This is a genomic window from Roseburia porci (assembly GCF_009695765.1).
GTDB classification, from domain to species: domain Bacteria; phylum Bacillota; class Clostridia; order Lachnospirales; family Lachnospiraceae; genus Roseburia; species Roseburia porci.
Genome location: NZ_VUNI01000014.1, coordinates 53,413 through 79,405, shown reverse-complemented (window position 1 = coordinate 79,405; position 25,993 = coordinate 53,413). Strand labels below are relative to the sequence as shown.

General features: G+C 43.3%; 17 protein-coding genes. 12 read left to right on the top strand and 5 right to left on the bottom strand.

Annotation, left to right across the window (positions count from 1 at the left end):
* The first annotated feature begins 150 nt into the window (after positions 1 to 150).
* The 3 genes from FYJ75_RS09145 to ptsP all read left to right on the top strand — a co-directional run bounded on the left by FYJ75_RS09145 (position 151) and on the right by ptsP (position 4,251).
* Positions 151 to 2,196 carry a PTS fructose transporter subunit IIABC gene (locus FYJ75_RS09145; RefSeq protein WP_154430148.1) on the top strand — a complete coding sequence of 682 codons (2,046 nt, stop codon included), beginning with the start codon at positions 151 to 153 and terminating at the stop codon, positions 2,194 to 2,196.
* Between the two features lie 66 nt (positions 2,197 to 2,262).
* The gene (locus FYJ75_RS09140) at positions 2,263 to 2,520 is read left to right on the top strand and encodes an HPr family phosphocarrier protein (protein ID WP_154430147.1); all 258 of its coding nucleotides are present in this window, start codon (positions 2,263 to 2,265) and stop codon (positions 2,518 to 2,520) included.
* Positions 2,521 to 2,631: 111 nt separating this feature from the next.
* The gene (gene ptsP, locus FYJ75_RS09135; RefSeq protein ID WP_154430157.1) at positions 2,632 to 4,251 is read left to right on the top strand and encodes a phosphoenolpyruvate--protein phosphotransferase; all 1,620 of its coding nucleotides are present in this window, start codon (positions 2,632 to 2,634) and stop codon (positions 4,249 to 4,251) included.
* Between the two features lie 8 nt (positions 4,252 to 4,259).
* Here the strand turns inward: ptsP and fliB are convergent, their stop codons facing one another.
* The gene (gene fliB / locus FYJ75_RS09130) at positions 4,260 to 5,408 is read right to left on the bottom strand and encodes a flagellin lysine-N-methylase (protein ID WP_154430146.1); all 1,149 of its coding nucleotides are present in this window, start codon (positions 5,406 to 5,408) and stop codon (positions 4,260 to 4,262) included.
* A gap of 197 nt (positions 5,409 to 5,605) precedes the next feature.
* Here fliB and dnaK point away from each other — a divergent pair, with 197 nt between their 5' ends.
* The 9 genes from dnaK to FYJ75_RS09085 all read left to right on the top strand — a co-directional run bounded on the left by dnaK (position 5,606) and on the right by FYJ75_RS09085 (position 22,437).
* Positions 5,606 to 7,363: a molecular chaperone DnaK gene (gene dnaK / locus FYJ75_RS09125; RefSeq protein ID WP_154430145.1), complete on the top strand. Its 1,758-nt coding sequence runs from the start codon at positions 5,606 to 5,608 to the stop codon at positions 7,361 to 7,363.
* A 110-nt stretch (positions 7,364 to 7,473) separates the two neighbouring features.
* Positions 7,474 to 8,238: a hypothetical protein gene (locus FYJ75_RS09120; RefSeq protein WP_154430144.1), complete on the top strand. Its 765-nt coding sequence runs from the start codon at positions 7,474 to 7,476 to the stop codon at positions 8,236 to 8,238.
* Between the two features lie 13 nt (positions 8,239 to 8,251).
* Complete coding sequence (locus FYJ75_RS09115; RefSeq protein WP_235907055.1) at positions 8,252 to 8,944, top strand: response regulator transcription factor; 693 nt, start codon at positions 8,252 to 8,254, stop codon at positions 8,942 to 8,944.
* Positions 8,945 to 8,961: 17 nt separating this feature from the next.
* The gene (locus tag FYJ75_RS09110) at positions 8,962 to 10,470 is read left to right on the top strand and encodes a sensor histidine kinase (RefSeq protein WP_235907054.1); all 1,509 of its coding nucleotides are present in this window, start codon (positions 8,962 to 8,964) and stop codon (positions 10,468 to 10,470) included.
* 58 nt (positions 10,471 to 10,528) lie between these two features.
* Complete coding sequence (locus FYJ75_RS09105) at positions 10,529 to 12,814, top strand: hydratase (protein WP_154430142.1); 2,286 nt, start codon at positions 10,529 to 10,531, stop codon at positions 12,812 to 12,814.
* Positions 12,815 to 12,823: 9 nt separating this feature from the next.
* Positions 12,824 to 14,224 (top strand): AI-2E family transporter, encoded by a 1,401-nt coding sequence (locus tag FYJ75_RS09100; protein WP_235907053.1) that lies wholly within the window; start codon positions 12,824 to 12,826, stop codon positions 14,222 to 14,224.
* A 143-nt stretch (positions 14,225 to 14,367) separates the two neighbouring features.
* A complete protein-coding gene (locus tag FYJ75_RS09095) occupies positions 14,368 to 17,124 on the top strand; it encodes a tetratricopeptide repeat protein (RefSeq protein WP_154430141.1) in 2,757 nt (918 codons plus the stop codon).
* A gap of 45 nt (positions 17,125 to 17,169) precedes the next feature.
* A complete protein-coding gene (glgB, locus tag FYJ75_RS09090) occupies positions 17,170 to 19,074 on the top strand; it encodes a 1,4-alpha-glucan branching protein GlgB (protein ID WP_154430140.1) in 1,905 nt (634 codons plus the stop codon).
* 192 nt (positions 19,075 to 19,266) lie between these two features.
* A complete protein-coding gene (locus tag FYJ75_RS09085; protein ID WP_154430139.1) occupies positions 19,267 to 22,437 on the top strand; it encodes a DUF6240 domain-containing protein in 3,171 nt (1,056 codons plus the stop codon).
* Here the strand turns inward: FYJ75_RS09085 and FYJ75_RS09080 are convergent.
* The 4 genes from FYJ75_RS09080 to FYJ75_RS09065 form a co-directional block, all read right to left on the bottom strand.
* Complete coding sequence (locus tag FYJ75_RS09080; protein ID WP_154430138.1) at positions 22,434 to 23,195, bottom strand: N-acetylmuramoyl-L-alanine amidase; 762 nt, start codon at positions 23,193 to 23,195, stop codon at positions 22,434 to 22,436. The genes FYJ75_RS09085 and FYJ75_RS09080 overlap by 4 nt on opposite strands.
* A gap of 66 nt (positions 23,196 to 23,261) precedes the next feature.
* Positions 23,262 to 25,004: a glycosyl hydrolase family 18 protein gene (locus FYJ75_RS09075; RefSeq protein ID WP_154430137.1), complete on the bottom strand. Its 1,743-nt coding sequence runs from the start codon at positions 25,002 to 25,004 to the stop codon at positions 23,262 to 23,264.
* A gap of 195 nt (positions 25,005 to 25,199) precedes the next feature.
* Positions 25,200 to 25,406, bottom strand: coding sequence for a hypothetical protein (locus FYJ75_RS09070; RefSeq protein WP_154430136.1), 207 nt, complete (start codon positions 25,404 to 25,406; stop codon positions 25,200 to 25,202).
* Between the two features lie 41 nt (positions 25,407 to 25,447).
* Entirely contained in the window at positions 25,448 to 25,900 is a 453-nt protein-coding gene (locus FYJ75_RS09065; RefSeq protein WP_154430135.1) for a hypothetical protein, read from the bottom strand.
* Between the last annotated feature and the right edge of the window lie 93 nt (positions 25,901 to 25,993).

The window sequence follows — 25,993 nt, the reverse complement described above, 5'->3', positions numbered from 1 at the left end:
TGTGTTTTCGCAGATTCAATTATACTGCTTTTTTAGGGGGTAATCACTTTTTTTGTAAAAAAATGTGAGAAATCCTTGAAAATATAATGTTTATAAAAATAAAAAAGGTAGTTAACTTGACACTACCTTTAAAAATTAGGGGGCACGAATATGAGGATAAGAGATTTACTAGCAGCTGAAAGTATTCAGCTCGGTGGAAAAGCCACCGGAAAACAGGATCTTTTGGACCAGATGGTAGACCTGATGGCCAAATGTGGAAAAATCAATGATGTGGAGACATATCGAAAAGGTGTCTACGCAAGAGAGGAAGAAGGAACAACCGGAATCGGAGAAGGAATTGCCATTCCGCATTGCAAATCCGATGCAGTCAGCAGACCAGGTCTTGCAGCCATGGTGATTCCAGAGGGCGTTGATTTTGATTCCCTGGATGGAGCACCAGTTAATCTGATTTTCTTAATTGCAGCACCAAACACCAAGGACAATGTTCATCTGGATGTATTGAGCAAATTATCTGTACTTCTTATGGATGAGAATTTTACAAATGGACTTAAAAATGCAAAAACAGTAGATGAGTTCTTAAGTGTAATCGATGCAGCTGAGACTGAAAAGGATGAAAAAGAAGAAAAGACCGAGACACAGACAGCACCAGCGGGAATTGAAGTTCTTGCAGTAACTGCATGTCCGACTGGAATTGCACATACTTATATGGCTGCGGAAGCACTGGAGAAAAAAGCTGCAGAGCTTGGAATTACCATTAAGGTTGAGACAAGAGGATCTGGCGGAGCAAAGAATATCGTTACAGATGAAGAAATAAAGAATGCCAAATGCGTGATCGTTGCAGCAGACACAAAGGTTCCAATGGACCGGTTTGATGGCAAAAAGCTGATCGAATGCAAAGTTGCAGATGGTATCAACAAAGCAGAGGAACTTTTGAAAAAAGCAGTAAATGGAGATGCTCCGGTGTATAAAGCAGCCCGCGAGGAAAGCAAGGAAGAAACAGCTTCTAATACCGGAAGTGTCGGACATCAGATATATACACATCTGATGAGTGGTGTATCACATATGCTTCCATTCGTAATCGGTGGAGGTATCATGACGGCACTCGCATTTCTGATCGATACGCTGATGGGATATGGAGCAACCGGTGGTTCTGCATTTGGTTCCTGCACACCATTGTCTGCATTCTTTAAATATGGCGGCGGACTTGCTATGGGAATGATGGTTCCTGTGCTTGCCGGATATATTGCATATTCGATCGCTGACAGACCCGGACTTGCAGTTGGATTTACCGGAGGACTTCTCGCTTCCAGCGGTAACGCATTAGTCAGTGGATATACCTGGGCAGATCAGACAACTGGTTTCCAGAAATTTATCTCTGATTTTGCTTTCCAGCAGGCGAATGGCGGTAATACGGTATCCGGTTTCCTTGGTGGAATCCTTGCTGGATTTTTAGCAGGATTTATCGTACTGTTCTTAAAGAAGATCTGCAGCAAGCTTCCAGCTTCTTTGGATGGAATTAAACCGACACTGATCTATCCGCTTGGTGGAATCTTCATTATCAGTGTTTTGATGTGCTTCATTTTCAACCCGCTGATCGGACTGATCAATACAGGACTCAGCACAATGTTAACCGCATTATCAAATGCAGGAATGATTACATTACTCGGACTGATCTTAGGTGCAATGATGGCAATTGATATGGGTGGCCCAATCAATAAAGCAGCATATGTATTTGGTACAGGAATGCTTTCAACAGCATCTCAGATGATGGCAAACGGTGCACAGTCTTCTGACCCGGCAGTTCAGGCATGTTATATCGCAATGGCATCGATCATGGTAGGTGGAATGGTTCCACCAGTCGGTATCGCACTTGCATGTCAGTTCTTCCCGAAGAAATTTACAGAAGCTGAGAGAAACTCAAAAGTATCAAACCTTGTAATGGGATGCTCATTCATTACAGAAGGTGCAATTCCATTTGCAGCAGCAGATCCGGCACATGTAATTCCATGTACCATGGTTGGAGCCGGCGTAGCCGGATTACTTTCCGCATTCTTCGGATGCACACTTATGGCACCACATGGTGGAATTTTCGTATTCGCAACCGTCGGAAATCCACTTATGTATATCATTGCCTGGGCAATTGGATCTGTGATCACAGCAGTATTGCTCGGATTGATTAAAAAAGATGCAAAATAAATGAGAGAAATAAAAGAGATAAGGTAATAATAGTATCGTTAATAAACAAAACAGGAGGAATTAAAAATGAAAGAATTTACTTACACAATCAAAGACGAAATGGGAATCCACGCAAGACCAGCAGGATTATTTGTAAAGGAAGCAGCAGCTTTTCCTTGCGCTGTAACTATTACAAAAGACGGAAAAGAAGTTGATGCAAAGAGAATCTTCGGAGTTATGGGACTTGGCGTAAAATGTGGACAGGAGATCACATTAAAGACAGATGGTGAAAAAGAAGAAGAAGCAATGGAAACATTAAGCAAATTTTTAGAGGAAAACCTCTAATATTCTATAATCGGTTTACATCAATCATTGAAAAGTGTCGTTGCTGTCCGTAACCGGGCAGCAGGCATTTTTCAGTTGAAGAAAGGTCAGGGAAAAGGAAAGGAGATCGCAATGGTAATTCAGGGAAAAAGTGTTTTCAGTGGAATCGCAATCGGAAGATTATCTGTATATAATAAGGCAGAAAATGTTGTAAAAAGAGTAAAAATTACTGATATTGATAGGGAAATCAGAAGATTTGAAGAAGCTCGCGAAGAAGGCAAAAAACAGCTTGCAGGCTTGTACGAAAAGGCATTAAAAGAAGTTGGAGAAGTAAACGCTGCAATCTTTGAAGTACATCAGATGATGCTGGATGATCTGGACTATGTAGAATCCATTCAGAATATGATAAAGTCTCAGGAAGTAAATGCAGAGTTCGCCGTTGCAAATACCGGAGACAATTTTTCCGAGATGTTTGCATCCATGGACGATAATTATATGAAAGAACGTGCAGCTGATGTAAAAGATATCTCCAATCGACTGATCATGATTCTTCAGGGAAATGGCGCAGGAGGAATCCGATCCGATGAGCCGGTGATCTTACTTGCCGATGACCTTGCACCAAGTGAGACCGTACAGCTGGATAAATCCAAAGTATTGTCCTTTGTAACAAAACATGGATCTACGAATTCCCATACCGCGATTCTTGCAAGAACCATGAATATTCCGGCATTGATCGGTGTTGATTACCCGGATGATGCAGATGGAAAAATGGGTATCGTAGATGGATACGAAGGAAAGATCATCATTGATCCGGAAGTATCTGTTCTGGAAGATTATAAGGCAAAAAAAGAGCAGGAAGATGAGAAAAAGAGACTGCTTCAGGAATTAAAAGGCAAAGAAAATGTGACACTTGACGGAAAGAAGATCAATCTTTACGCAAATATCGGAAGTGTATCCGATGTTGCATCCGTACTTGCCAATGATGCCGGTGGAATCGGCTTATTCCGAAGTGAATTTTTGTATCTGGAATCAGAAACCTATCCAACAGAAGAGGAACAGTTTAAAGCATACCGTACGGTTGCAGAGAATATGGCCGGAAAGAAAGTCATTATCCGTACACTGGATATCGGAGCAGATAAACAGGTTGGATATTTTAATCTGGATAAAGAAGAGAATCCTGCGATGGGATATCGTGCGATCCGTATCTGCCTTGACCGCAAGGATATCTTTAAAACACAGCTTCGCGCATTATACCGTGCAAGCTATTATGGAACAATCTCTATCATGTTCCCGATGATCATCTCTGTTCAGGAAGTAAAACAGATCAAGCAGATCATAAGTGAAGTCAAAGCAGAACTTGATGAAGCAAATGTTCCATACAAGGATGTTGAGATTGGAATTATGATTGAAACACCTGCGGCAGTTATGATGAGTGAAGAGCTTGCAAAAGAAGTGGACTTTTTCTCCATTGGAACAAATGATCTGACACAGTATACACTTGCAATCGACCGTCAGAATCCAAAGCTGGACAACATCTATGATTCACATCATCCAGCAATCTTAAAAATGCTTCAGATGGTTGTAGACAATGGTCACAAAGGTGGCTGCTGGGTTGGAATCTGTGGAGAACTTGGCGCGGATACAACTCTGACAGAGACCTTCTTAAAGATGGGATTTGATGAATTATCCGTAAGTCCATCCATGATCTTAAGGGTTCGTGACAGAATCCGCAACACAGATACTACAAAATAGCATCTGTGCTATTGCAGGTTTGTAAACAGAGGTGTAAGCGCCTCGTACATGGCATTTAAGACCACATCATTGTGTCTTGCACGTTTTTCATAGGCGGCAATAATTCTGGCCTGCTCTGCCCCGGTCAGAGAATGGTATTTCCGATGATACAGAGAAAAGAAAAGCCAGATCAAAGACACATGAATGATTCCTGAGGCAATGGTTTTTAAGAAGCTATAGGTTTCAAAAATATCAAGAAAACAGGAATCCAGATAATAAATATAATAGCTGCGGAGCAGATCTTCCACATCAGGGAGAACATTCTGCAGATCATTGTGAAGAAACATCAGATGCTGACTGACATCTGGTGTTTTTTTGCTACCTGAAAACTCATCAAAATATAAGTGGCACAGTTCATATAAAAACGGAGACTTTGTACGCATTTTTTCATGGTAAAGTCCTTCCGAGATCATCCGTGACAGGATATCACCGGAGATCAGAAAAGCATCCGCAGGATTTATCTGCACAGGATGTGGAAAATCATCGGAATGATGCAGTGATTGCGGCTGAATGCCATCGGCAAAAGAAAAACCGTGTGAGATCCAGAACTCTTGCTGTTTTTTGGCATAGCGGATGAGAACGGCACAGATCGCAGGAAAATCCATATCTGCAGTCTGAAGAAAAGAAATAAGCTCCTCCCGGCAGAATAACAGATCTTCAAAAAACGTTGCATCCTGATTGGTTCCCGATACCGGATAAGAGATTTCCGTATCCAGGCTGACATAATGAAAATCATGACGATGTTCGAGAAACAGCTCCGCTGCCTTTGGGCAGGAGAGTTCTAAGGTCTCTTCGGCACAAATCCCGTAATTTTTGCGTTTTCTTGGATAGATTCTGCAGATGTGAGGCATTGCGTCTTCTCCATGATGGCGCTCCAAGGAACAGAGCATGTCGGCGTCCTGAAACGGGCAGTGGGTGTGCGTCATGCGGATGCATGGAATGCCCTCTTTTTTGCAGAGGTGTGAGAAAAGCCCAAGCCGCAGAGAAAGCGGATAAGTCTGCCATTTTTGCATTGTTTCCTGATCCACAGGGATATTCCATCCGGCGCAGCAGGTGTCCGGGCACTGGTCTGTGGCACAAGTAAAGTTATCATAAAATGAAATACGGTGTAATTTCATAGTTTCTCCAATCTGAGCGGTCATGTGATACACCTATTATAAAAATCCATATGGAAAACAACAACAGAAATTGTGGATATTTGAAAAATTTTGTGAAAATTCTAAACATTATATGAAATATACACCAAATATATTGACTTCATTTTTTTTCGGGGCTAGTGTAATATTCAGAAACGAAAACGTCAGGAGGTTTTTTCATGGGAAAAGTCATAGGAATCGATCTTGGAACAACGAACAGCTGTGTTGCCGTTCTGGAAAATGATCAGCCGGTGGTTATCACAAACGCAGAAGGGTCAAGGACAACACCTTCGGTCGTGGCATTCAGCAAGGATGGCGAACGTCTTGTCGGAGATCTCGCAAAACGTCAGGCAGCAGTCAATGTAGATCGTACATTTTTCTCCATCAAAAGAGAAATGGGAAGCAATTTCCGGGCAAAAATCGATGGAAAGGCCTACAGTCCACAGGAAATCTCTTCCATGATCCTTCGAAAACTAAAAAAGGATGCAGAAAGCTATCTTGGCGAACCGGTCAGTGATGCAGTCATTACCGTTCCGGCTTATTTCAGTGATGCACAGAGACAGGCAACCAAGGACGCTGGAAGGATTGCCGGGCTTAACGTGCTCCGTATCATCAATGAGCCGACATCGGCTGCGCTTGCATACGGACTGGATCACGGAAATCCGCAGAAGATCCTTGTCTATGATCTGGGAGGCGGAACATTTGATGTGTCGGTGATCGAGATTGGAGATAATCTGATCGAAGTACTTGCAACCGCAGGAGATAATCATCTTGGCGGAGATGATTTCGATGAACGGATTACGGAATATATTGTTCAGGAATTCCAGCGGACAGAGCGCGTGGATTTAAGAAAAGACACCACTGCGATGCAGCGTGTAAAAGAAGAGGCAGAAAAGGCAAAGAAAGTGCTGTCTTCGTCCTCTACGGTAAATATCACACTTCCATTTATCACGACCGTAAAAGGAGAGCCAAAGCATCTGGAAATGACACTTACAAGAGCCAGATTTGATGAGCTTACGCATGATCTGGTAGAACGTACGAGTGGACCGGTCAGCCAGGCTTTGAATGATGCCGGCGTTACAGCGTCAGAACTTGGTATGGTGCTTTTGGTAGGTGGTTCTACAAGAATTCCGGCGGTTGTGGACGAAGTCAGACGTCTGACCGGAAAAGAACCATCCAAAACACTGAATCCGGATGAATGTGTCGCATTAGGAGCCGCAATCCAGGGTGGAAAGCTTGGTGGAGCGCTGATGGCGGGTTCCAACGCAGCAGAGATTATCCTTATGGATGTCACACCACTCTCACTTTCTATAGAGACCGTAGGCGGTGTGGCAACGAAGATCATTGACCGGAATACAACGATACCGACCAGATATAGTCAGATCTTTACGACCGCGGCAAATTTCCAGAGCAACGTCGAGATCAAAGTATTACAGGGCGAACGGCAGTTTGCAAGGGATAACAAGCTTTTAGGAAGTTTCCGGCTAAGTGGAATCAAGCGTGCAATGGCTGGAGTTCCACAGATCGAGGTTACATTTGATATTGATGCTAACGGAATCCTTCAGGTATCCGCAAAGGATCTTGCAACCGGAAAACATCAGGAAATCACGATCACGGCAAGTACCAACCTGTCGGATGCCGACATTGAGCAGGCCATGCGTGAGGCAGCAGAGTACGAGGCAACGGATGGACAGCGTAAATCCTATATTGACGCAAGAAACCAGGCAGATACGCTGATCAAGAAAACGGAAATTGTTTTGAAAGAACAGAAAAAGACAATGGATAAAAAGCAGATGAAAGAGATCAAGCAGGCGCTTTCTTATCTGAAAAAACTTGTAGTCCGTACAAAACCAGGAAATGTATCCGAAGAACAGGCAAATGAGATCCGGCGTGCAACCGGAGAACTTCAGAGGGCAGCAGGAGCTTATCTTTCTTAAACAGAATATCAGCAGAATGGACTGGGTGACCAGTCCATTTTTAGGTTTACGTTTTTGGGGGAATCAAGTACAATAAAGGGTAAAGGTTTAGATGATGATAAGGAGCAGATATGAGCGCACAGGATAACACAGAAAAAGTATTAAAGAGTCTGCATGTGATGATCGCGAAAGGGCAGAGCTATGAATTAGATCCGTCCAAGGTTGTTGTGGACAGGGATAAAATGCTTAGTCTGTTGAAGGAGTTGAATCAATGCATGTATGCAATGATGGAAGAATATGAACTGACCAGACAGAGCAAGGATAAGGCAGAGCGTGAATTCCGCAAACGCGGAGATGAGATCGTAATGGACGCAAGCCGGAAAGCGGAGGATATTTATGCGGCATCTGTAATCTACACAGATGAGGCACTCAGCAGTATTCAGGAGATCATGCAGAAGGCAAATGATTCTGTAAAGGCAATCTATAACGAGATGGACCATAAGCTGGAGGAGCAGAAACATATTGTAAGAACCAATCAGCTTGAACTGAAATCCCAGCTGCAGGATCTGAAAGATACCGATAAATACCTGAAGATGATCGAAGACAGGAATCGTGAGATTCAGAAGGAAAAGGACGAAAAAGAAGGCAAAAAGCAAAAACGAGAACTGAAGAATAATTCCAGAAAAGAATCCTCTATCTATGCAAACAGACAGACTGAGATTAAGGTGAATCCGGAATATTTTGAGAAAGCCGGAATTCCAATGGTGGAAGATTTAGCACTGGATGATGAGACAGAGCTTGATATGCAGGAAGAAGCACCAAAGATCCAGCCTGAGATCAAAGTCAATCTCGATGCGGAATATTTCCGCTGGAAAAACGGAAACAAGAAGAAATAGGGAGGGAAAACAGTTGACCATTCTGGTTTGTGATGATGACAGAGAAATCGTAGAAGCAATTGAAATATATCTTGCCCAGGAGGGCTATGAAATCCTTAAGGCGTACGACGGAGAAGAAGCTCTTTCAATGATGAAGAGCAACAAGGTAGATCTTCTTATTATTGATGTTATGATGCCGAAGCTGGATGGAATCCGCGCAACTTTAAAAATCCGTGAAGAAAGCAGCATTCCAATCATCATACTTTCTGCCAAGACAGAGGACGCCGATAAGATACTCGGACTGAATGTGGGAGCAGATGACTATGTGACCAAACCATTCAATCCACTGGAGCTTGTGGCAAGAGTGAAATCCCAGATCCGGAGATATACCACACTTTCCAGCAGTGGAGAGGCCTCAGATGCTGTGTATGAGGCAGGCGGTCTTGTGATCAATGATGATCTGAAGAAAGTTACCGTGGATGGGGAAGAAGTTAAACTTACACCGATTGAATACAATATCCTGCTGTTATTAGTCAAGAATCAGGGCAAAGTATTTTCCATCAGCCAGATCTATGAGAATATCTGGAATGAAGAGGCGGTTGGTGTAGACAATACCGTGGCAGTTCATATACGTCATATCCGTGAAAAAATCGAGATCAATCCGAAAGAACCTCGTTATCTGAAAGTAGTATGGGGCGTCGGATACAAAATCGAAAAAAGTAATTAATGGATGAGGCATAGTGTATGAAACAATATACGATAGGTAAGAAAATGGCAGTACTCGTGCTGCATCAGCTTTTTATGATCCTGACTATGGCTTCGGTTTATTACTCGGGGTATCTGTTTCAGATGCATATTTTTCCGGGAAGTGATAAAAGCGGCATTCTGACAGTGATCAGTTTTGTCGGCTCTCTGGTGTTACTTGCATATCTGACCAGTGTTGCAGGAAGAAAAGCGGAAGATGATCCGGTCATTTATTATTCGATCATTGATAAAATCGACAGTGATGTGCTGTTGCTGTTATTTATTTTATTTGTATATGGAATTGCAGTTCTGATGCATGGAATCGATCGCTGCAGATTTGAAATTTCCGGTCTTATGGTGGCGGTCGGAACGCTGACCTATATTATTGATGCAGTCTTTTTGATTTTTTATATGAGCATCGTGCGAAGAATCAAGGGAAACATTTTATGGACGCAGAGCCTGATCTACAAAGGTTACCGCCTTATTCTGGAACTGGCAGACCAGAGAGTCAGCATCTTAAAATACAGCAGCCGCAGAATCTATAACGTGCTTTTCTTAATTGCGGGTGTAATTCTGTATTTTAAAGGATTTGATAAGATTGGCATCGGTTTTATCGTGCTCGTATGTGTCATGAACGTGTTCCAGAATATGAAAAGAACCTCGGATCAGGTAAAAATACACGATGCGGTAAAAGAAATCGCAGCAGGAGCACTCGATACCAGATTGAACCTGGATGATTTCAAGGGACAGGAACGCGAAATTGCACAATCAGTAAATAATATCCGCGAAGGACTTAGTGAAGCGGTAAATGAGAGCATACGAAATGAACGCATGAAAGCAGACCTTATCACAAACGTATCGCATGACATCAAGACACCGCTGACGTCCATTGTAAATTATGTGGATCTTTTGAAACGGGAGAATCTTCAGAACGATAATGCGAGATATTATATCCGTGTTCTGGATGAGAAATCCCAGCGACTGAAACAGCTGACGGAAGACCTTGTGGAGGCTTCGCGGATCAGTTCTGGAAATGTGAATCTGGATATGCAGAAGATCGATCTTGTCGAGCTTTTGTATCAGACCGGCGGTGAATTTAATGAGCGGTTTGAGGCAAGAAACCTTACCATAGTAACCAAAATTCCAAACCAGTCTATTTTCATATGGGCGGACGGCAGACATCTGTACCGCGCGATTGAGAATCTGTATACAAACGCTTCCAAATATGCTCTTGAGAAAACGAGGGTTTATGTGGAACTTTATATGGAAGACGGAGAAGCCGTTTTTTCCATAAAAAATATATCAAAAAAGCCGGTCGAAACAGATGAGGGCGGCAGAAATGATCTGACAGAGCGATTTGTCAGAGGTGAGTCGTCCAGAACGACCGAAGGAAGCGGGCTTGGATTATCCATTGCGAAGAACCTGACGGTTCTGATGGGCGGTAAATTTGACATTTCGGTGGACGGAGATCTGTTTATAGCAACCATCCGTTTTCCAGAAAGTGCTTGATTTCCATATATGCAAAAGATATAATTTTTAGTAATAGATTTATGGAGGTATGGGACATATGAAATTATACGAGACAGGCGCGTATTTAATCAATGGCAGAGATGTTGTGATTGATTCGCCGGAAGCAGCTCTTGCGGTAGAAAGCAAGACTGGAAAAGCAGTTAACAAAAAAGAAGCAGCAGAAAATACGATTGCATATGGAATTCTGAAGGAACACAACACTTCAGGAAACATGGACAAGCTTCAGATCAAATTTGACAAGCTGACATCGCACGACATTACATTCGTAGGTATTATTCAGACTGCAAGAGCATCCGGACTGGAAAAATTCCCGATTCCATATGTCCTGACAAACTGTCATAACAGTCTTTGTGCAGTTGGAGGAACCATCAATGAGGATGACCACATGTTTGGTCTGACCTGTGCAAAGAAATACGGCGGAATCTATGTTCCACCACATCAGGCAGTTATCCATCAGTTTGCACGTGAAATGCTTGCCGGAGGCGGTAAGATGATCCTTGGATCTGATTCACATACACGTTACGGAGCACTTGGAACCATGGCAGTTGGTGAAGGTGGACCAGAGCTTGTAAAACAGCTTCTGAACAAGACTTACGACATTGATATGCCGGGCGTTGTAGGTATTTACCTGACCGGAGAGCCAATGAAGGGTGTAGGTCCTCAGGATATCGCACTTGCAATCATCGGAGAAGTTTTTGAACGTGGATTTGTAAAGAACAAGGTTATGGAGTTCGTCGGACCTGGTGTTTCCAACTTAAGTGTGGATTACCGTATCGGTGTTGACGTTATGACAACAGAGACCACATGCCTTTCTTCTATCTGGAGAACCGACGACAAAGTCAAAGAGTTCTACGAGATCCATGGAAGAGAAGAAGATTATAAAGAATTAAATCCTGGAGAAGTGGCATACTATGACAGCTTTATCGAGCTTGATTTAAGCCAGATCAAACCAATGATCGCAATGCCATTCCATCCAAGTAATACATACACCATCGATGAATTAAATGCAAACCTTATGGACATCCTTGATGATTGTGAGAAACGTGCACAGGTAAGCTTTGATGGTAAAGTTGATCTTGATTTAAAGAGCAAAGTAAGAAACGGAAAGCTTTATGTTGATCAGGGAATCATCGCCGGATGTGCAGGTGGTGGATTTGAAAATATCTGTGATGCAGCAGATATCCTTAAGGGATGCTCAATCGGAGCTGATGAGTTTACACTCAGCGTATATCCTGCTTCAACACCAATTTATATGGAACTGGTAAGAAATGGTGCAATCGCAAATCTTATGGAGACAGGTGCAATTGTTAAGACTGCATTCTGCGGACCATGTTTCGGTGCAGGTGATACACCGGCAAATAATGCATTTTCAATCCGTCATTCAACAAGAAACTTCCCGAACAGAGAAGGTTCCAAGGTACAGAACGGACAGGTGGCATCCGTTGCACTTATGGATGCACGTTCTATTGCAGCAACAGCAGCAAATAAGGGTTACCTTACATCTGCAATGGACATGGATGTAAATTACAGCAAACCAAAATACTTCTTTGATAAGACTATTTATGAGAACCGTGTATTCGACAGCAAGGGTGTTGCAGATCCTTCGGTTGAGATCCAGTTTGGACCAAACATTAAAGACTGGCCTGCAATGAGCGCACTTCCTGAGAACATGGTATTAAAGGTTGTTTCTGAGATCCATGATCCGGTTACAACAACAGATGAGCTGATTCCATCCGGAGAAACATCTTCTTTCCGCTCCAATCCTCTTGGATTGGCAGAATTTGCACTGTCCAGAAAAGATCCGTTATATGTCGGCCGCGCAAAAGAGATTCAGAAAGCACAGAAAGCGGTTGAGGCCGGAACATGTCCTGTAGATGCAGTGGCAGAGTTAAAGCCGGTAATGGATACTATTAAAGCAGCTTATCCGGATGTCAGCAAAGAGAATCTTGGATTCGGCAGCACAATCTTTGCAGTAAAACCGGGTGACGGTTCTGCAAGAGAACAGGCAGCATCCTGCCAGAAGGTATTAGGTGGATGGGCAAATATTGCAAATGATTACGCAACCAAGCGTTATCGTTCAAACCTGATCAACTGGGGAATGATTCCATTTATCATTGACGAGGGACAGCTTCCATTCCAGAATCTGGATTACATTTTCCTTCCAGGTATCCGTGAAGCGATTGCAGATAAGAAAACGGAATTTGATGCATACGTTGTAAAAGACGGTAAACTTGCTCCGTTTACACTTAAGATGAGCCCTCTTACCGATGATGAGAGAGAGATTATATTAAAAGGCTGCCTGATCAATTATTATAGAGGATAGGAGAATAATTTGAGTAATTCGGAACAGATAAATAACCAGGAAATGAACCGTGGATCCGTAGAAGAGGAGAGACTGGTCCCGCGTTCAACAGAAACAAAAAGGGAACTTTATAAATATATCCGAATTGGCATTACAACATTTGTTACGTTTGTATGTTGTATCCTGTTTTTCTTCATCATACTTCGATACAAAGGATTTGCAGATACGTGGAAAAAAATCATGGCAACAGCACAGCCGATCATTATAGGACTGATACTTGCATATCTTTTGAATCCGGTTATGAAATTTTTCGAGAGTCATCTGCTTAAATTTCTGAAACCGCGTATGAAAAGTGAGAGAAAGGCAAAAAAAACAGCGAGAGCACTGGGTGTTACCGGTGCAATCCTGTTTTTGTTTGTGATCATAGGGCTTTTGATCGCAGCAATCGTTCCATCCGTAATAAACAGTATTATCAGTCTTGCGGATACGCTTCCGGGAAATGTACAGTCATTTATTTCGTGGATCAATGGGCAGTCCTTCGGTGATACCGAAGTGACAAATATGATCGGTGATTATATGACAAAGGCGACAGACTTTGTTGAAAACTGGTTTCGGAACACACTTCTTCCGCAGGCAAATACATTTATTACTGAAATTACAAGTGGTGTGATCTCCTTTGTAAAAGGAATCATGAACTTTATTATTGGAATCATCGTGGCAGTTTATGTCATGATGATCAAGGAGACACTGACCGGACAGAGCAAAAAAATTATTTATTCGGTATGTAGTCCAAAGACCGGGAATATCATTATTGAGATGGTAAGAAAATCCAACGAGATATTTGGTGGATTTGTTACTGGAAAGATCCTTGATTCTGCGATCATCGGAGTCATCTGTTATATCGGATGTCTGATCTTAAGAATCCCAGATTCCATACTTGTTGCGGTGATCATTGGATGTACCAATGTCATTCCGTTCTTCGGACCACTCATCGGAGCAATTCCGACGCTTCTTCTGGTTGTGATCCAGAGTCCGATCCACGCACTGTATCTGCTGATATTTATTATTATTCTGCAGCAGGTGGACGGGAATATCATTGGACCGAAGATTCTTGGCAATTCTACCGGACTTTCGTCTTTCTGGGTGATGTTTGCAATCCTGATCGCCGGAGGAATGTGGGGATTTGCTGGAATGGTGCTTGGTGTTCCGGTGTTTGCGGTCATTTATTATATCATCCGCAGACTGGTGGCATATGCACTGAGGAAAAAGCAGCTTCCAACCGAAACAACGAAATATATCCACATGACACATGTGGATGAAAAACAAAATTCACTGCAGTATAAAATGCGTCAGAGTGAACCGGTAAAAAGCGATGAATCAGATGTGGAATTTGGTGAAGCACCTGGTGAAGAAAACCAAAAGAATCAGTAATCAGATTACGAAGGAACAATTGCCAGAAAGGCGCAGTTGTTCCTTTTTTTTCGGCTTATTTTTTGACATCTAATACCGCCTATGATACACTAAAACCAGATATAAATATTCAATTTACAGGCATATATTTGAGGTGGAAACAGTTGGATAAATATGAATATAATCTGAAGCAGGATCAAATGAAAAGTCTCTGTGCAGAAGAGAATTATGACGCTGCGGCAGAGATTGCAGATACAATCAACTGGAATAAGATTAAGAATGTAAATGCACTGGTGAGTGCAGGTGAAATATACGAAAAAACAGGTCGTTACGAAGACAGCAAAGAACTTTTATTAATGGCATATGACCGGTCTCCGATCGGACGCACGATCATTTACCGTCTGGCAGAAGTTGCCGTCAAAATGAAAGATTACGAACTGGCTCAGGAGTATTATGAGGAGTTTGTTGAGATCGCTCCACATGATAATCTGAAGTATGTTCTGGAATACACGATTAAGAAGGCACAGGGCGCTTCCTATGAGGAGCTGATTCCGATTCTGGAGGAACTGAAAGAACAGGAATATTCCGAAGAATGGGCGTATGAGCTTGCTTATCTGTATCACAAAGCCGGAATGAGTGAAAAATGCGTCGAGGCATGTGATGAGCTGATCTTATGGTTTGGAGATGGCCCTTATGTGGAACGTGCGCTGGAACTTAAAATGTTATACCAGCCACTTACCAGGCAGCAGGAAGAAAAATACAGGGAGATCCGTCAGAAACGCACCGGAGTGACACAGATTGGTGCAGAAGAGATGAAAAAAGCCGGAGAATATGAACATGAGGCGGTTGAGATTCCTCAGGTCAATATCAATCCGGAGCGTTTTAATACCGTAAACCTTCAGGAAGAGATTGCAAAAGGAATGCAGCAGATTCTCGATGCAACCGAGAAGGAAACAGTATCCGATACAATGGATAATATCAAGAAGATGGTGGAAGAGATCCCATATCTGCAGCTTCCGAGAGAAGAGGAAGAAGAGAATGACGAACCGCAGTTTGAGACCGATGAGGAAATCGATGATTCTTTGAAAATCAATTTCCAGGAGATGATCGGAGAGGATTCCGATGGACAGATGAGCATGGTCGTTCCAGAGAAGATGCAGCTGGAGAGGCAGATCACCGGACAGATGAGTATTGCGGAAGTTCTTGAAGAGTGGGAGAAGACAAAGAAAGCGGCAGAAGAAGCCCTTGAGATTGCAAAACAGCGGAAGCTGGAATCTGCAAAAGCCAAGGCTTTACAGGAAGCAGGGGACATTATGGACCGGCTTACCGATGTAATACCGAAGTTAGATGCAGGAATCTCACCGAGAGAACTGTTACAGCAGCAGTATCTGAAAGATGAACCTGAGCAGGACGATGAAGCGGAAACGAAATCCGGGGAAACAGTATCCTCTGAGATCCCAATTACGGAGATTGATACTACAGAACCTGCAGAACAACAGGATTCGGATGAACTCCGGGAATTAGAATCCGATCAGGATTATGCGGAAGATGATGATTATGAATACGATGATATTCTTACTCCACAGGAGAAAGAGGCAGGACAGATTTTTGCCGATATGAATGATATTCTTGGCAAAGAGATCGAGCGTTTGAACAATGAGAACGCATTTTTCGATGAGCAGCTTGCCAGTGTCAAAAGCCATGTGGATGAGGCAGAGATTCCGGTAGAGGAAGCTGCCGGGGCAGGCACTCTGGAGATTGAAACTTCAGAGGATGAGATGCCGGAGCCTGAGATGGAAGAATCTGAGGCACCGGAGATCGAAACCGTTGAATTTGACCAGACAAAAGAGCAGCCAAAAACGGATGCAATTCAGGATACGATAGCGGAATTCGAAGAAACAGACGGAATCAAAGAAACCGAAATGAATCCGGAGGAAATCGCGGATTCGATCGAGCAGGAAATGGCAGAACAGGAAGCAGATCAGATCGTACAGAGTATGACAGAGTCCATTCTTCCTGAGAAGGAAGAGGAGATTCCGGATATTACCAAACGAATCCCGGATCTTTCGAAATTTCATCCGGATGCATTTTTAAAGGCGGAGACAACCAGACTTCCGGATATTCCGTTTATTGAACCGGAAGAGAAAAAGCCGATGATGCATCTTCCAGATGAATTAAGAAGTGTATTTTCTTATTTTGTCCCGGTAAAAGGAATGGAAGATCAGCTGTGTCAGGCAATTGCAGGACTGAAAAGACATTTTGAAGAGGATGAGACAGCCTTTACCGGTAACCTTATCATTCAGGGGGGACATGGATGTGGAAAAACCGTTCTTGCGACAAGCATCATCAAGGCTATGCAGCAGGAGACAGGTCGTCCGAACGGAAGAATTGGTAAGATCGATTCCGAGGCACTGAATCATAAGAATATCCAGCAGCTGCTCCGCAAGGTGGCAGGAGGATGCCTGATCATTGAAAATGCAGGAAATCTGTCCAGACAAAGTGCGGTGACACTTTCTCTGCTTCTGGAGCAGGATTCCAGCGGAATTCTGGTCATTATGGAAGACACGACAAAGGGCATAAAAAAGGCACTTTCACTGGATGATGGCTATGCCAAGAAATTCACGGAGAAGATCAATGTTCCGATCTTTACCAATGACGAACTGGTAGCATTTGCAAAATCTTATTCCAGAGAGCTTGGATATGAGATGGAAGAGATGGCAGTGCTTGCGTTATATAACCGCATCAGCAATATTCAGAGACTCGATCAGGCAACGACACTGACGGAGGTCAAAGAGATCGTAGACGAGGCAATCGAACGTTCAAAGCACATTGGATGGAAAAAAGCATTCAGCTTTATAACAGCAAAACGGCATACGGAGGATGACCGGATTCTTTTGAGGGAGCGAGATTTTGAGGAATAAAAAATAACATAACATCATGGTTATGAGTATTGGAGGGGCATATCTATGAGCAATTTTACAGAATTAGACAGCTATTTATTTGGACAGGGCACACATTATGATATTTACAAAAAGCTGGGCGCTCATATCCAGATGAGAAAAAACACAAAAGGGGTTTGTTTTAACGTATGGGCACCAAATGCCGAAAAGGTATACGTGATCGGAGAATTCAACAACTGGAATGAAACCTCCCACGAGATGGAACGTGTCGAGCCGGAAGGCATGGGTGTATATGAATTGTTCATACCAAAGGTACAGAAAGGATCTTTGTATAAATATCTGATTATCACAAAGGATGGAAGAAAGTTATACAAAGCAGATCCTTATGCAAATTATGCAGAACTTCGACCGGGAACGGCATCTGCAGTTACGGATATTGATCATTTTGTCTGGTCGGATTCCGAATGGATGGATCACCGCAGATCGATTGGCAAAGATGAGGTTTATGAACAGCCGATGACAATCTATGAAGTTCATTCGGGCTCCTGGAAACGTCATCCGGGAAGAGAAGACGATGGTTTTTACAGTTATCATGATCTGGAAAAAAGCCTGATCAAATATGTCAAAGACATGGGATATACACACATCGAGCTTATGGGAATCTTGGAATATCCTTACGATGGTTCGTGGGGATATCAGGTAACCGGCTATTATGCACCGACATCACGATATGGAACACCGGAGGAATTTGCGCATTTTGTCAATGAATGCCATAAAAATCATATCGGAGTTATCCTTGACTGGGTTCCAGCGCATTTTCCAAAGGATGCACATGGTCTTGCAGAATTTGACGGATCACCGCTTTATGAATATGCGGATCCGAAGAAGGGTGAGCACCCGGACTGGGGAACCAAGATCTTTGATTACGGCAAAAATGAAGTCAAAAACTTCCTGATCGGAAGCGCACTTATGTGGATTGAACATTACCACATTGACGGACTCCGTGTAGATGCAGTGGCATCGATGCTGTACCTTGATTATGGAAAACAGCCAGGACAGTGGATCCCGAATAAATATGGAGATAATAAGAACCTCGAGGCGATTGAGTTCTTTAAGCATATCAATACATTGATCCTGGGAAGAAATCCTGGAACCGTCATGATTGCAGAGGAATCCACCGCATGGCCGAAAGTGACCGGACCAGTCGAAGAAGATGGATTGAATTTCAGCTACAAATGGAACATGGGCTGGATGCATGATTTCCTGGATTATATGAAGCTGGATCCATATTTCCGGAAAAATAACCATTATAAGATGACCTTTGCCATGACCTATAATGAAAGTGAGAAATACATACTTGTGTTATCGCACGATGAGGTTGTACATCTGAAATGCTCTATGTTAAATAAGATGCCGGGACTTGAAGATGACAAATTCCGCAATCTGATGGCAGGATATGCATTTATGATGGGACATCCGGGCAAAAAACTTCTGTTTATGGGACAGGATTTTGCGCAGGCACAGGAATGGAGCGAGGCAAGAGAGCTCGACTGGTATCTGCTTGAGAATCCAAATCATCAGAAAATCAGTAAATGGATGAAGGAACTGCTCCACATTTACAAACGGAACCGCTGCCTGTATGAGCTTGACAGCAGCTGGGACGGATTCGAATGGATCAATGCAAATGATGCGGATAGAAGCATTTTCAGCTTTATCCGAAAGAGCAAAGATGGAAAGAACAATCTGCTGTTTGTAATTAATTTTACGCCGGTAGAACGGCCGGATTATCGCGTAGGTGTTCCGAAAAAGAAAACCTACAAACTGATCTTAAACAGCGAAGATCCGAAATTCTTTGGTTCCGATGAGAATCGTGAAGTATCTTATAAAGCAGTGAAATCCGAGTGTGATGGAAGAGAATATTCTTTCGCATACCCGCTTCCGGGATACGGAGTTGCAGTATTTAAATATTAATTTTCAGATGAAGGGGCTGTCGCACCGGCTGATTGAAATCAGCAGTGCGGCGGTTCTTTTTTAGTTATCAGGAAAACGTAAGGAATTTTAGAAAAAATCCGATATATATAAACAGAGAATAACGATTCACAAGGTGGATTCTGAATAGTTATAACAATGGATTCGATAGAAAAGACACATGTGGGGAAATATATGAAGATAGAACAGTCAAACAATATGGATCAGGTCGTTAAAAATGCAGGAAATCCTGGAAATAACGGAATCGCAGCTTATTTTGCAGAGCAGACCAGGGAAACAGGAATCGCAGGACAGGCAGGAATATTCAGCAAAAGTCAGGAGGCTGCGAAAGTCAGTGACGCAGGAAATATCCAGGTAAAAAATCCGACATACGGAAGACCAGAGGATGAGACAAAGACCGTATCCGAGCAATTAGAGCAGGAGATGGGGAAGGATTCCCTCAATCATAAAAATGAGATGGTTGTGTTATCCAATACGCTTTCAGCCGATGATTACCGGGAACTTCAGAAGGAAGGATTTTCCTTAAATGATACAGACAGCCATACCATTATCACAGTGACCGATAAGATCAAAGCGGTACTGGCGAAAGCGGGGGTCGATATTTCTGCTTATGGGGATGAACTGGACATGGATGAACTCGAGCAAATCACCGGAAGTTCAGCTGTAGCCAGGGACATCGTACAGAAACTGAAAGCTGCGGATCTTCCATCCGGCGAGGATCAGGTAAAAGACGTCGAGAACGCATATACACAGGCAGCATCGGTGGACGGACTTCAGGATGAGACTATGGACTATCTTGTCAGAAACCAGAAAGAGCCTACCATTGAGAACGTTTATAAAGCACAGTACAGTGGTGGATCTTCCCGCATGGTTTCCAGGGAAGATGCCTCGACTCAGTATGACGATCTGGAGACTCAGATCAGACAGGTATTAAGTGATGCGGGAATAGAACCGGATACGGATTCCATAAATCTGGGAAAATGGATGATCGCGAACGATCTTCCACTCACAAAAGAGAATATTACATATCTGCAGCAGCTGAGTGAGCTTTCCGGAAATCTTGCAGATCCTGCAGGAGATAAAGACTGGATACTGGATTCAGAAATTCAGGCGATTGAAGAAGGAAAAAGCGCATCCCAGGCATATCTGATCCCGGGATTTTCCATGATGGATCAGGCAAACGACGCCAAAAACGTAATCGATCAGGCAAATGATGATGACATACGTTTTTGCCAGAAGCATGATCTTCCGGTTACAATCGCAAACCTCAGATATGCGCAGAGCACAAGAAATACTTCGGATTCCGAAAACAATACCTCCGATGCACAGCAAAAGCCACAGGCAGATTCTGTGATCTATACAGGTCAGGAGGCCACAGACGCAGCATTTATCACGGCAAAGCGGCAGCTGGAAGAGACACGCCTTATGATGACAACACAGGCGAACTATGCACTTTTAAAAAAGGGAATTTCCATCGATACGGCTCCGCTTGAGGAATTAGTCAGCCAGTTAAAAGAACAGGAAAATGCATATCATGCACAACTGCTTGGTGAATCACAGAATGTAGAAGTGTCCGAGAAGGCGGCACAGCTTACCGAAAGTTCGATCATGATCGAACGTCTGAAGATGCAGCCGGCCTATGTGCTTACGCTGGAGAATGTTAAAAATCCGACAATCCGAAGTCTTGACGCAGCAGGAAGTGCGTTGCAGAGTGCATTGAAAAATGCAGGTCAGTCCTATGAGACGTTGTGGACAGCGCCGCGGAAAGACAGGGGCGATTCCATTCAGAAGGCATTTCAGAATGTGGATGACATTCTGAGGGATCTCGGAATGGACACCAGTGAGGCAAATGAGCGGGCAGTCCGTATTCTTGCATACAATCAGACCGAGCTGACGGAGGAGAATATCAAGACGATACGACAGGCTGATGAGACGGTACAGCGAACTTTTTCAAGCATGTCACCAGCAGTAACGCTTGAGATGATCCGGCGTGGAATCAATCCGCTTGATATGGATCTGACCAAGTTAAATGAGACAGCGGAAGATATCCGTACAGATCTGGGCTATGAAGATCACGAACGTTTTAGCAAATATCTCTGGAAACTGGAGAAGAAAAATGCAATCACAGAGGAAGAACGGACATCGTACATTGGAATTTACCGCCTGATCAATCAGGTTGACCAGACAGATGGCGCTGTAATCGGCGCGCTGATCGGACAGGGGGCAGATCTGAGTATGCGCAATCTGCTTTCTGCGGTTCGGACGCATCACAAAAATAACATGGACTACACGGTGGATGATGAATTCGATGGAGTTTCGGGAAGCCGCACAGGAATGGCAATCGATGAGCAGATTGAGACGGCATATCAGAGTTACTGCATCAAGGATATCAAAGAAAACCTGTCTCCAATCGCACTTTCCTCCGAGACGATGAAAGGCTGGGAAGATATGACCCCGGATCAGATGAAGGAAGCTTTACAAAAGGCACTTGAAGATCCACAGGAAGAGCAGGCAGAAGACGCATATGCAAAAGAAATGCTTGCGGAATATGAAAAAACCGTAGAAGTTCCGGAGCAGATCTATGAGATACTGGATCAATATGACATTCCAAATACCATGACGAATGTCATGGCATATCAGCGGATGACCATGGATCAGAATCAGATGTTCCGTGATCTGTTCCGAAGCTCCGGTGACGGAAAAGAAGAAAAAGTCGAAGACCTCAAAGAAAAGGTTCTTGAGAACTTTGCAGAGGCAGTCGAGAATCCGCAGGAACTGGCAGATGCACAGGAGACGCTTGCAGAAGTTGCGGAAAACGTTATGAAGACGATGATTATCGAAAATGATCAGGTTTCCGCACTGGATCTGAAAGAACTCCGTTTAATGAGCACACAGTTTGCACTTTGCGCAAAGCAGGCAAAGGAAGAAAATTATATGATACCGATGCAGACCGGCGATTCGATCACCGGAGTATCCTTAAAGATCGTCCGTGGAACGAAGGATCAGGGATTTGTAGACATTATGTTCCGTGGAGAGATGATGGGAAAAGTCGCAGCATCTTTCCAGGCGAAAGAAAATGGAATCTCCGGAATGATTGCTACGGATGATCCAGACACAAGAGAACTTCTGGCCGATCACATGGGACTGTTCGCAGAAGCTCTTGGTGAAGACAGCAATGAGGCTGTGGACATCTCAGTTGCCTATGTAAAAGATCTGGATCTATCTAATTATCGTCATACGACAGAGACCACGGAGACAAAATCACCGGTTCAGACACGCAGACTCTATCATATTGCAGAAAGCTTTCTGTCGACCGTAAAAGAATTAACGGATGGTGGATTCTAGCGGGTTTCTGAGGATAGAACTTCCTCAGATCCGGCATTTTCATCTGACACGGGATCTTCTTCGGATATAGAATCTGCTTCCGACAGATACGAAATCGCACCAAGATAGATGGCGCGGACCAGTTTATTCTGGTAATCCTCGTCGATCAGGCGGGCAGCTTCATCGGGATTACTTAAAAACCCACACTCTACGATAACCGTAGGTGTGGGTGTTTTTTTCAAAAGATAGTAATTATCATTGGATTTTACAGACCTTGGAGAAGCTGGCGACAGCTGCTCATTCAGACTGTCCTGAATATGGGAGGCAAGCGCCTCGCCATCCGGGGACTGACTGTAGTAGAATACCTGAGGGCCGGAAACTGAGCTGTCAGGGTAACTGTTCTGGTGAAGACTGATGGTAAAGACTGCTTTGGAATCCGCAATCAGCTTTACTCTTTTTTGCATATCGTCTATTTTTTTATTCGTGGCAGAACTGTCTGCAAGTGTCTGGTCGGAATCGCGTGTAAGAATTACCTGGATCTTCTTGTTTTCGAAAAGAGGTTTGAGCTTTAATGCAAGAGAAAGATTGACATCCTTTTCCAGGGCATCATTGACACCGATCTTCCCGGGGTCGTTGTCTCCGTGACCGGCATCAATCACAACGCAAAGCTTTGAAGTTTCCGCTTTTTTGCTCTGGACAAGAGCAGCACCTCTTCGGGCAAGGACAAAAGATGTGACAAAAAGGCAGAAAACCATAAAAAATTCGAATCTTTTTTTCATATTAGAGGTCCTTTTTCACTCTCTGTTTAACATATGAAAAAAAGATTCGATTCAGTACAGTTTTCTTTAATTGATATATTTAATTACCGTATCCCAGATATCGCTGGTCTCAAATCCAAGCTTCCAGAAAGATGCACCTGCGAGGTTGTTATCGGTCACAACGGAGAGCTTTTTCTCGATGGAAGCGGCATCTTCGAGCCAGATCTTATAAATCACACCATCGTTTGTGTATTCGACATAGTTCTGACCGCAGTCATCCAGCCACTGTTTTTCGGCACCGTTGGCGGATACAAGCTTTTCGGCTTCTTTCATGCCACAGGCGTAGGAATCGAGCTGGTAGAGAAGTTCGGTGTCCGTTGCACCATCTCCTTCAGAAACAGCATCACTGTTGGTCGGTGTTTCGCTCCATACACGTGTGTAGAATGGCATGCCGAGGATGAGCTGATCCGCAGGTACTTCTGCAAGCGTATTGGAAACGCCTTCTTTTACCCAGTCAAGGGCAGCGACAGATCCTGCTTCCTCGGAACCGGCATAATGCTGATCATACCCCATCAGTACGACATAATCTGCAAAAGCGGCCTGCTCGGAACGATTGTAAAATGCGTTAAAGGAATATGGTGAGTAGTTATCAACAGAAAGAACAATTCCGTTATTCGCACATTTTAAGGAAAGTTCACGTACAAGCTGGATAAAACCATCACCGACAGAAGCTCCGTCGAGTGCTTCGAAGTCAAGGTTGATTCCGTCCAGATTATACTGGATTGCTGCAGAAACGATCTGGTTGACCAGATTCTGACGGGCGGAAGTGTGTGTCAGCACATAAGTGCTGTCCACATCTTTCTTTTCAAGGTTACTTACCAGAGCCCAGACTTCTACATTATGCTGATGACAATAGGTGACATAAGAAGAACTTGCAAGGTCTTCCAGTCCGCCATTGTTGTCATTCAGGTAGAACCAGGTCGGAGAGATTACGTTTAAGCCTTTGGTACTGCCAAGAACATTGGCAATATCGGAATTGGCGGTGGCATTTGTTACCTGATGCCATGCCATGTTGATCTTGAAATCTTTCCGGATATGAGCATGTGCTTCTTCCGTAAAATCACTCGTTGTTGTTTCGGTAGAAGTCGCGGAAAGAGCTTTGGAACGAATGTATCCGATAATACCGTCGGAAGTCATAACTTCGGTCCATTTTGTATCCGGTGCGATCACGGTCAGTTTGTCGCCTTTTGCAATATCTGCAAGAATCGGGCTTTTGATACCGCCGAGAACACGGATCTCAGTATTCTTTCTGGCATTTGCATAAGTGACTTCCCCATACTGGTTTGTCACGACAAGACGGGAAGGCGATTCAAAATATTCATAGCTGAAATCCGAATACATTTTTACAAAGTCGATGTCAATGTATGCAGAATCTGAAGATGCCTTCACGATTGGTTTTCCATAATCGTTGGAAGATTTTGTGATAAGATAGCTGGTGCTGTCGGCCTGTGCACTGATCAGATCGGTAGCTGTGGTGTATAATAAAATATTTTCATTGGAATCCCAGTAAAAACGCTGGTTGATCATGTCGTGGACGAAATTGTAATCCAGGTAGAGGTTCCCATCGATAATCTTAGCCTGTGGTTCGACAAGTTCATTATTTAATATGATAGCGACCTGGTCATCGGCAGTTACATTGTAGTGCTCGGAAAGATCCTGACGAGTTTTGGTCGGAGTATATTTCTGAATAAGTTGCGAGAGAAACATAATTGCAATGATGATCAGAATCAGACCAAGGACTGCAATTAACGGATATACCTTTTTCTTCATGTGAATTCCTTTCTTTGTCGTTCGATTATTATGTATATTCGATTATACCATGAAAAGGAATAAAAACACAAATAGAGGTCATCTGTTCCCGAAGATGACCTCTACTGATCTTTTTTCTGATTGAATCTGCGGATTATGAAAAGACGTTGAGACTCTTTCCTTTTCCCTACAATTTATAAATTTAATAGTTGATGTTTACAAAATTCCTGCTTTTTGTGGCAGGATATATGGAATTTGAAGACCACCATCCTTTCTATTGGTATGATTGTAATCAGATACCTCCCGTATAAATAAGAAACGGTATCCCGAGGTATCGGTTGGATCATCGCGGAGCCATATCACAGCTCCCTGATGATTTACTGGCTTGTATTCCACAAGCAGCTGATCGTAGATATTGGTCATAAGCAGGTTCCTGTCTGCCGGAAAATGTTGTTCGTGGTATATTATATTTTTCCCAACAGCCTTTTAAAAATTTCCAAATCATCGAAGGTAAGCTGAAACGGATTTGTGAGATAAGGAAATGGGATCACATCGGTATGATACAGGCGTTTCATGGTTTTGGATTCTTTTTTGCTGCCCAGATTATCCAGAAAAATAATAGGTTCCTGATATATTCTCTGTTTTTCAAGTGACATAATGAAAGACCCGTATCGTCTGGTATTCCATTGACTTACCGACCCGACGATCATGCAGGCAGACGAATGCACAGATCCCGACAAAACATCCGGTGTAAAAACCCCAAAGTCAGATATCAGGTAATCATAATGCAGAAGACGGATCTGATCAAGATCGCGAAGAGTGGCATTCGGGAAAAAATCAATCCCCATGTATGTAAAAATACCTGATGTTTTCCCAGAAGTGAGCCCAAGGATCTGATCGGATGCATTTAGTTCCACATATGCGGTTCTAAGATTCTCTTTGCTGCATAAATAATTAGAGAGTGCAAGACTGATTGTAGTCGTACCAACATGATGCTGTATGCCACAGAC

What these genes read in the sequence shown, in the direction of transcription:
- FYJ75_RS09120 (WP_154430144.1), top strand. Translation starts at nt 7,474, where the DNA reads ATGAGCGCACAGGATAACACAGAAAAAGTATTAAAGAGTCTGCATGTG.
- glgB (WP_154430140.1), top strand. Translation starts at nt 17,170, where the DNA reads ATGAGCAATTTTACAGAATTAGACAGCTATTTATTTGGACAGGGCACA.
- FYJ75_RS09070 (WP_154430136.1), bottom strand. Translation starts at nt 25,406, where the DNA reads ATGACCAATATCTACGATCAGCTGCTTGTGGAATACAAGCCAGTAAAT.
- FYJ75_RS09075 (WP_154430137.1), bottom strand. Translation starts at nt 25,004, where the DNA reads ATGAAGAAAAAGGTATATCCGTTAATTGCAGTCCTTGGTCTGATTCTG.
- FYJ75_RS09145 (WP_154430148.1), top strand. Translation starts at nt 151, where the DNA reads ATGAGGATAAGAGATTTACTAGCAGCTGAAAGTATTCAGCTCGGTGGA.
- ptsP (WP_154430157.1), top strand. Translation starts at nt 2,632, where the DNA reads ATGGTAATTCAGGGAAAAAGTGTTTTCAGTGGAATCGCAATCGGAAGA.
- FYJ75_RS09080 (WP_154430138.1), bottom strand. Translation starts at nt 23,195, where the DNA reads ATGAAAAAAAGATTCGAATTTTTTATGGTTTTCTGCCTTTTTGTCACA.
- FYJ75_RS09110 (WP_235907054.1), top strand. Translation starts at nt 8,962, where the DNA reads ATGAAACAATATACGATAGGTAAGAAAATGGCAGTACTCGTGCTGCAT.
- FYJ75_RS09085 (WP_154430139.1), top strand. Translation starts at nt 19,267, where the DNA reads ATGAAGATAGAACAGTCAAACAATATGGATCAGGTCGTTAAAAATGCA.
- dnaK (WP_154430145.1), top strand. Translation starts at nt 5,606, where the DNA reads ATGGGAAAAGTCATAGGAATCGATCTTGGAACAACGAACAGCTGTGTT.
- FYJ75_RS09140 (WP_154430147.1), top strand. Translation starts at nt 2,263, where the DNA reads ATGAAAGAATTTACTTACACAATCAAAGACGAAATGGGAATCCACGCA.
- fliB (WP_154430146.1), bottom strand. Translation starts at nt 5,408, where the DNA reads ATGAAATTACACCGTATTTCATTTTATGATAACTTTACTTGTGCCACA.
- FYJ75_RS09105 (WP_154430142.1), top strand. Translation starts at nt 10,529, where the DNA reads ATGAAATTATACGAGACAGGCGCGTATTTAATCAATGGCAGAGATGTT.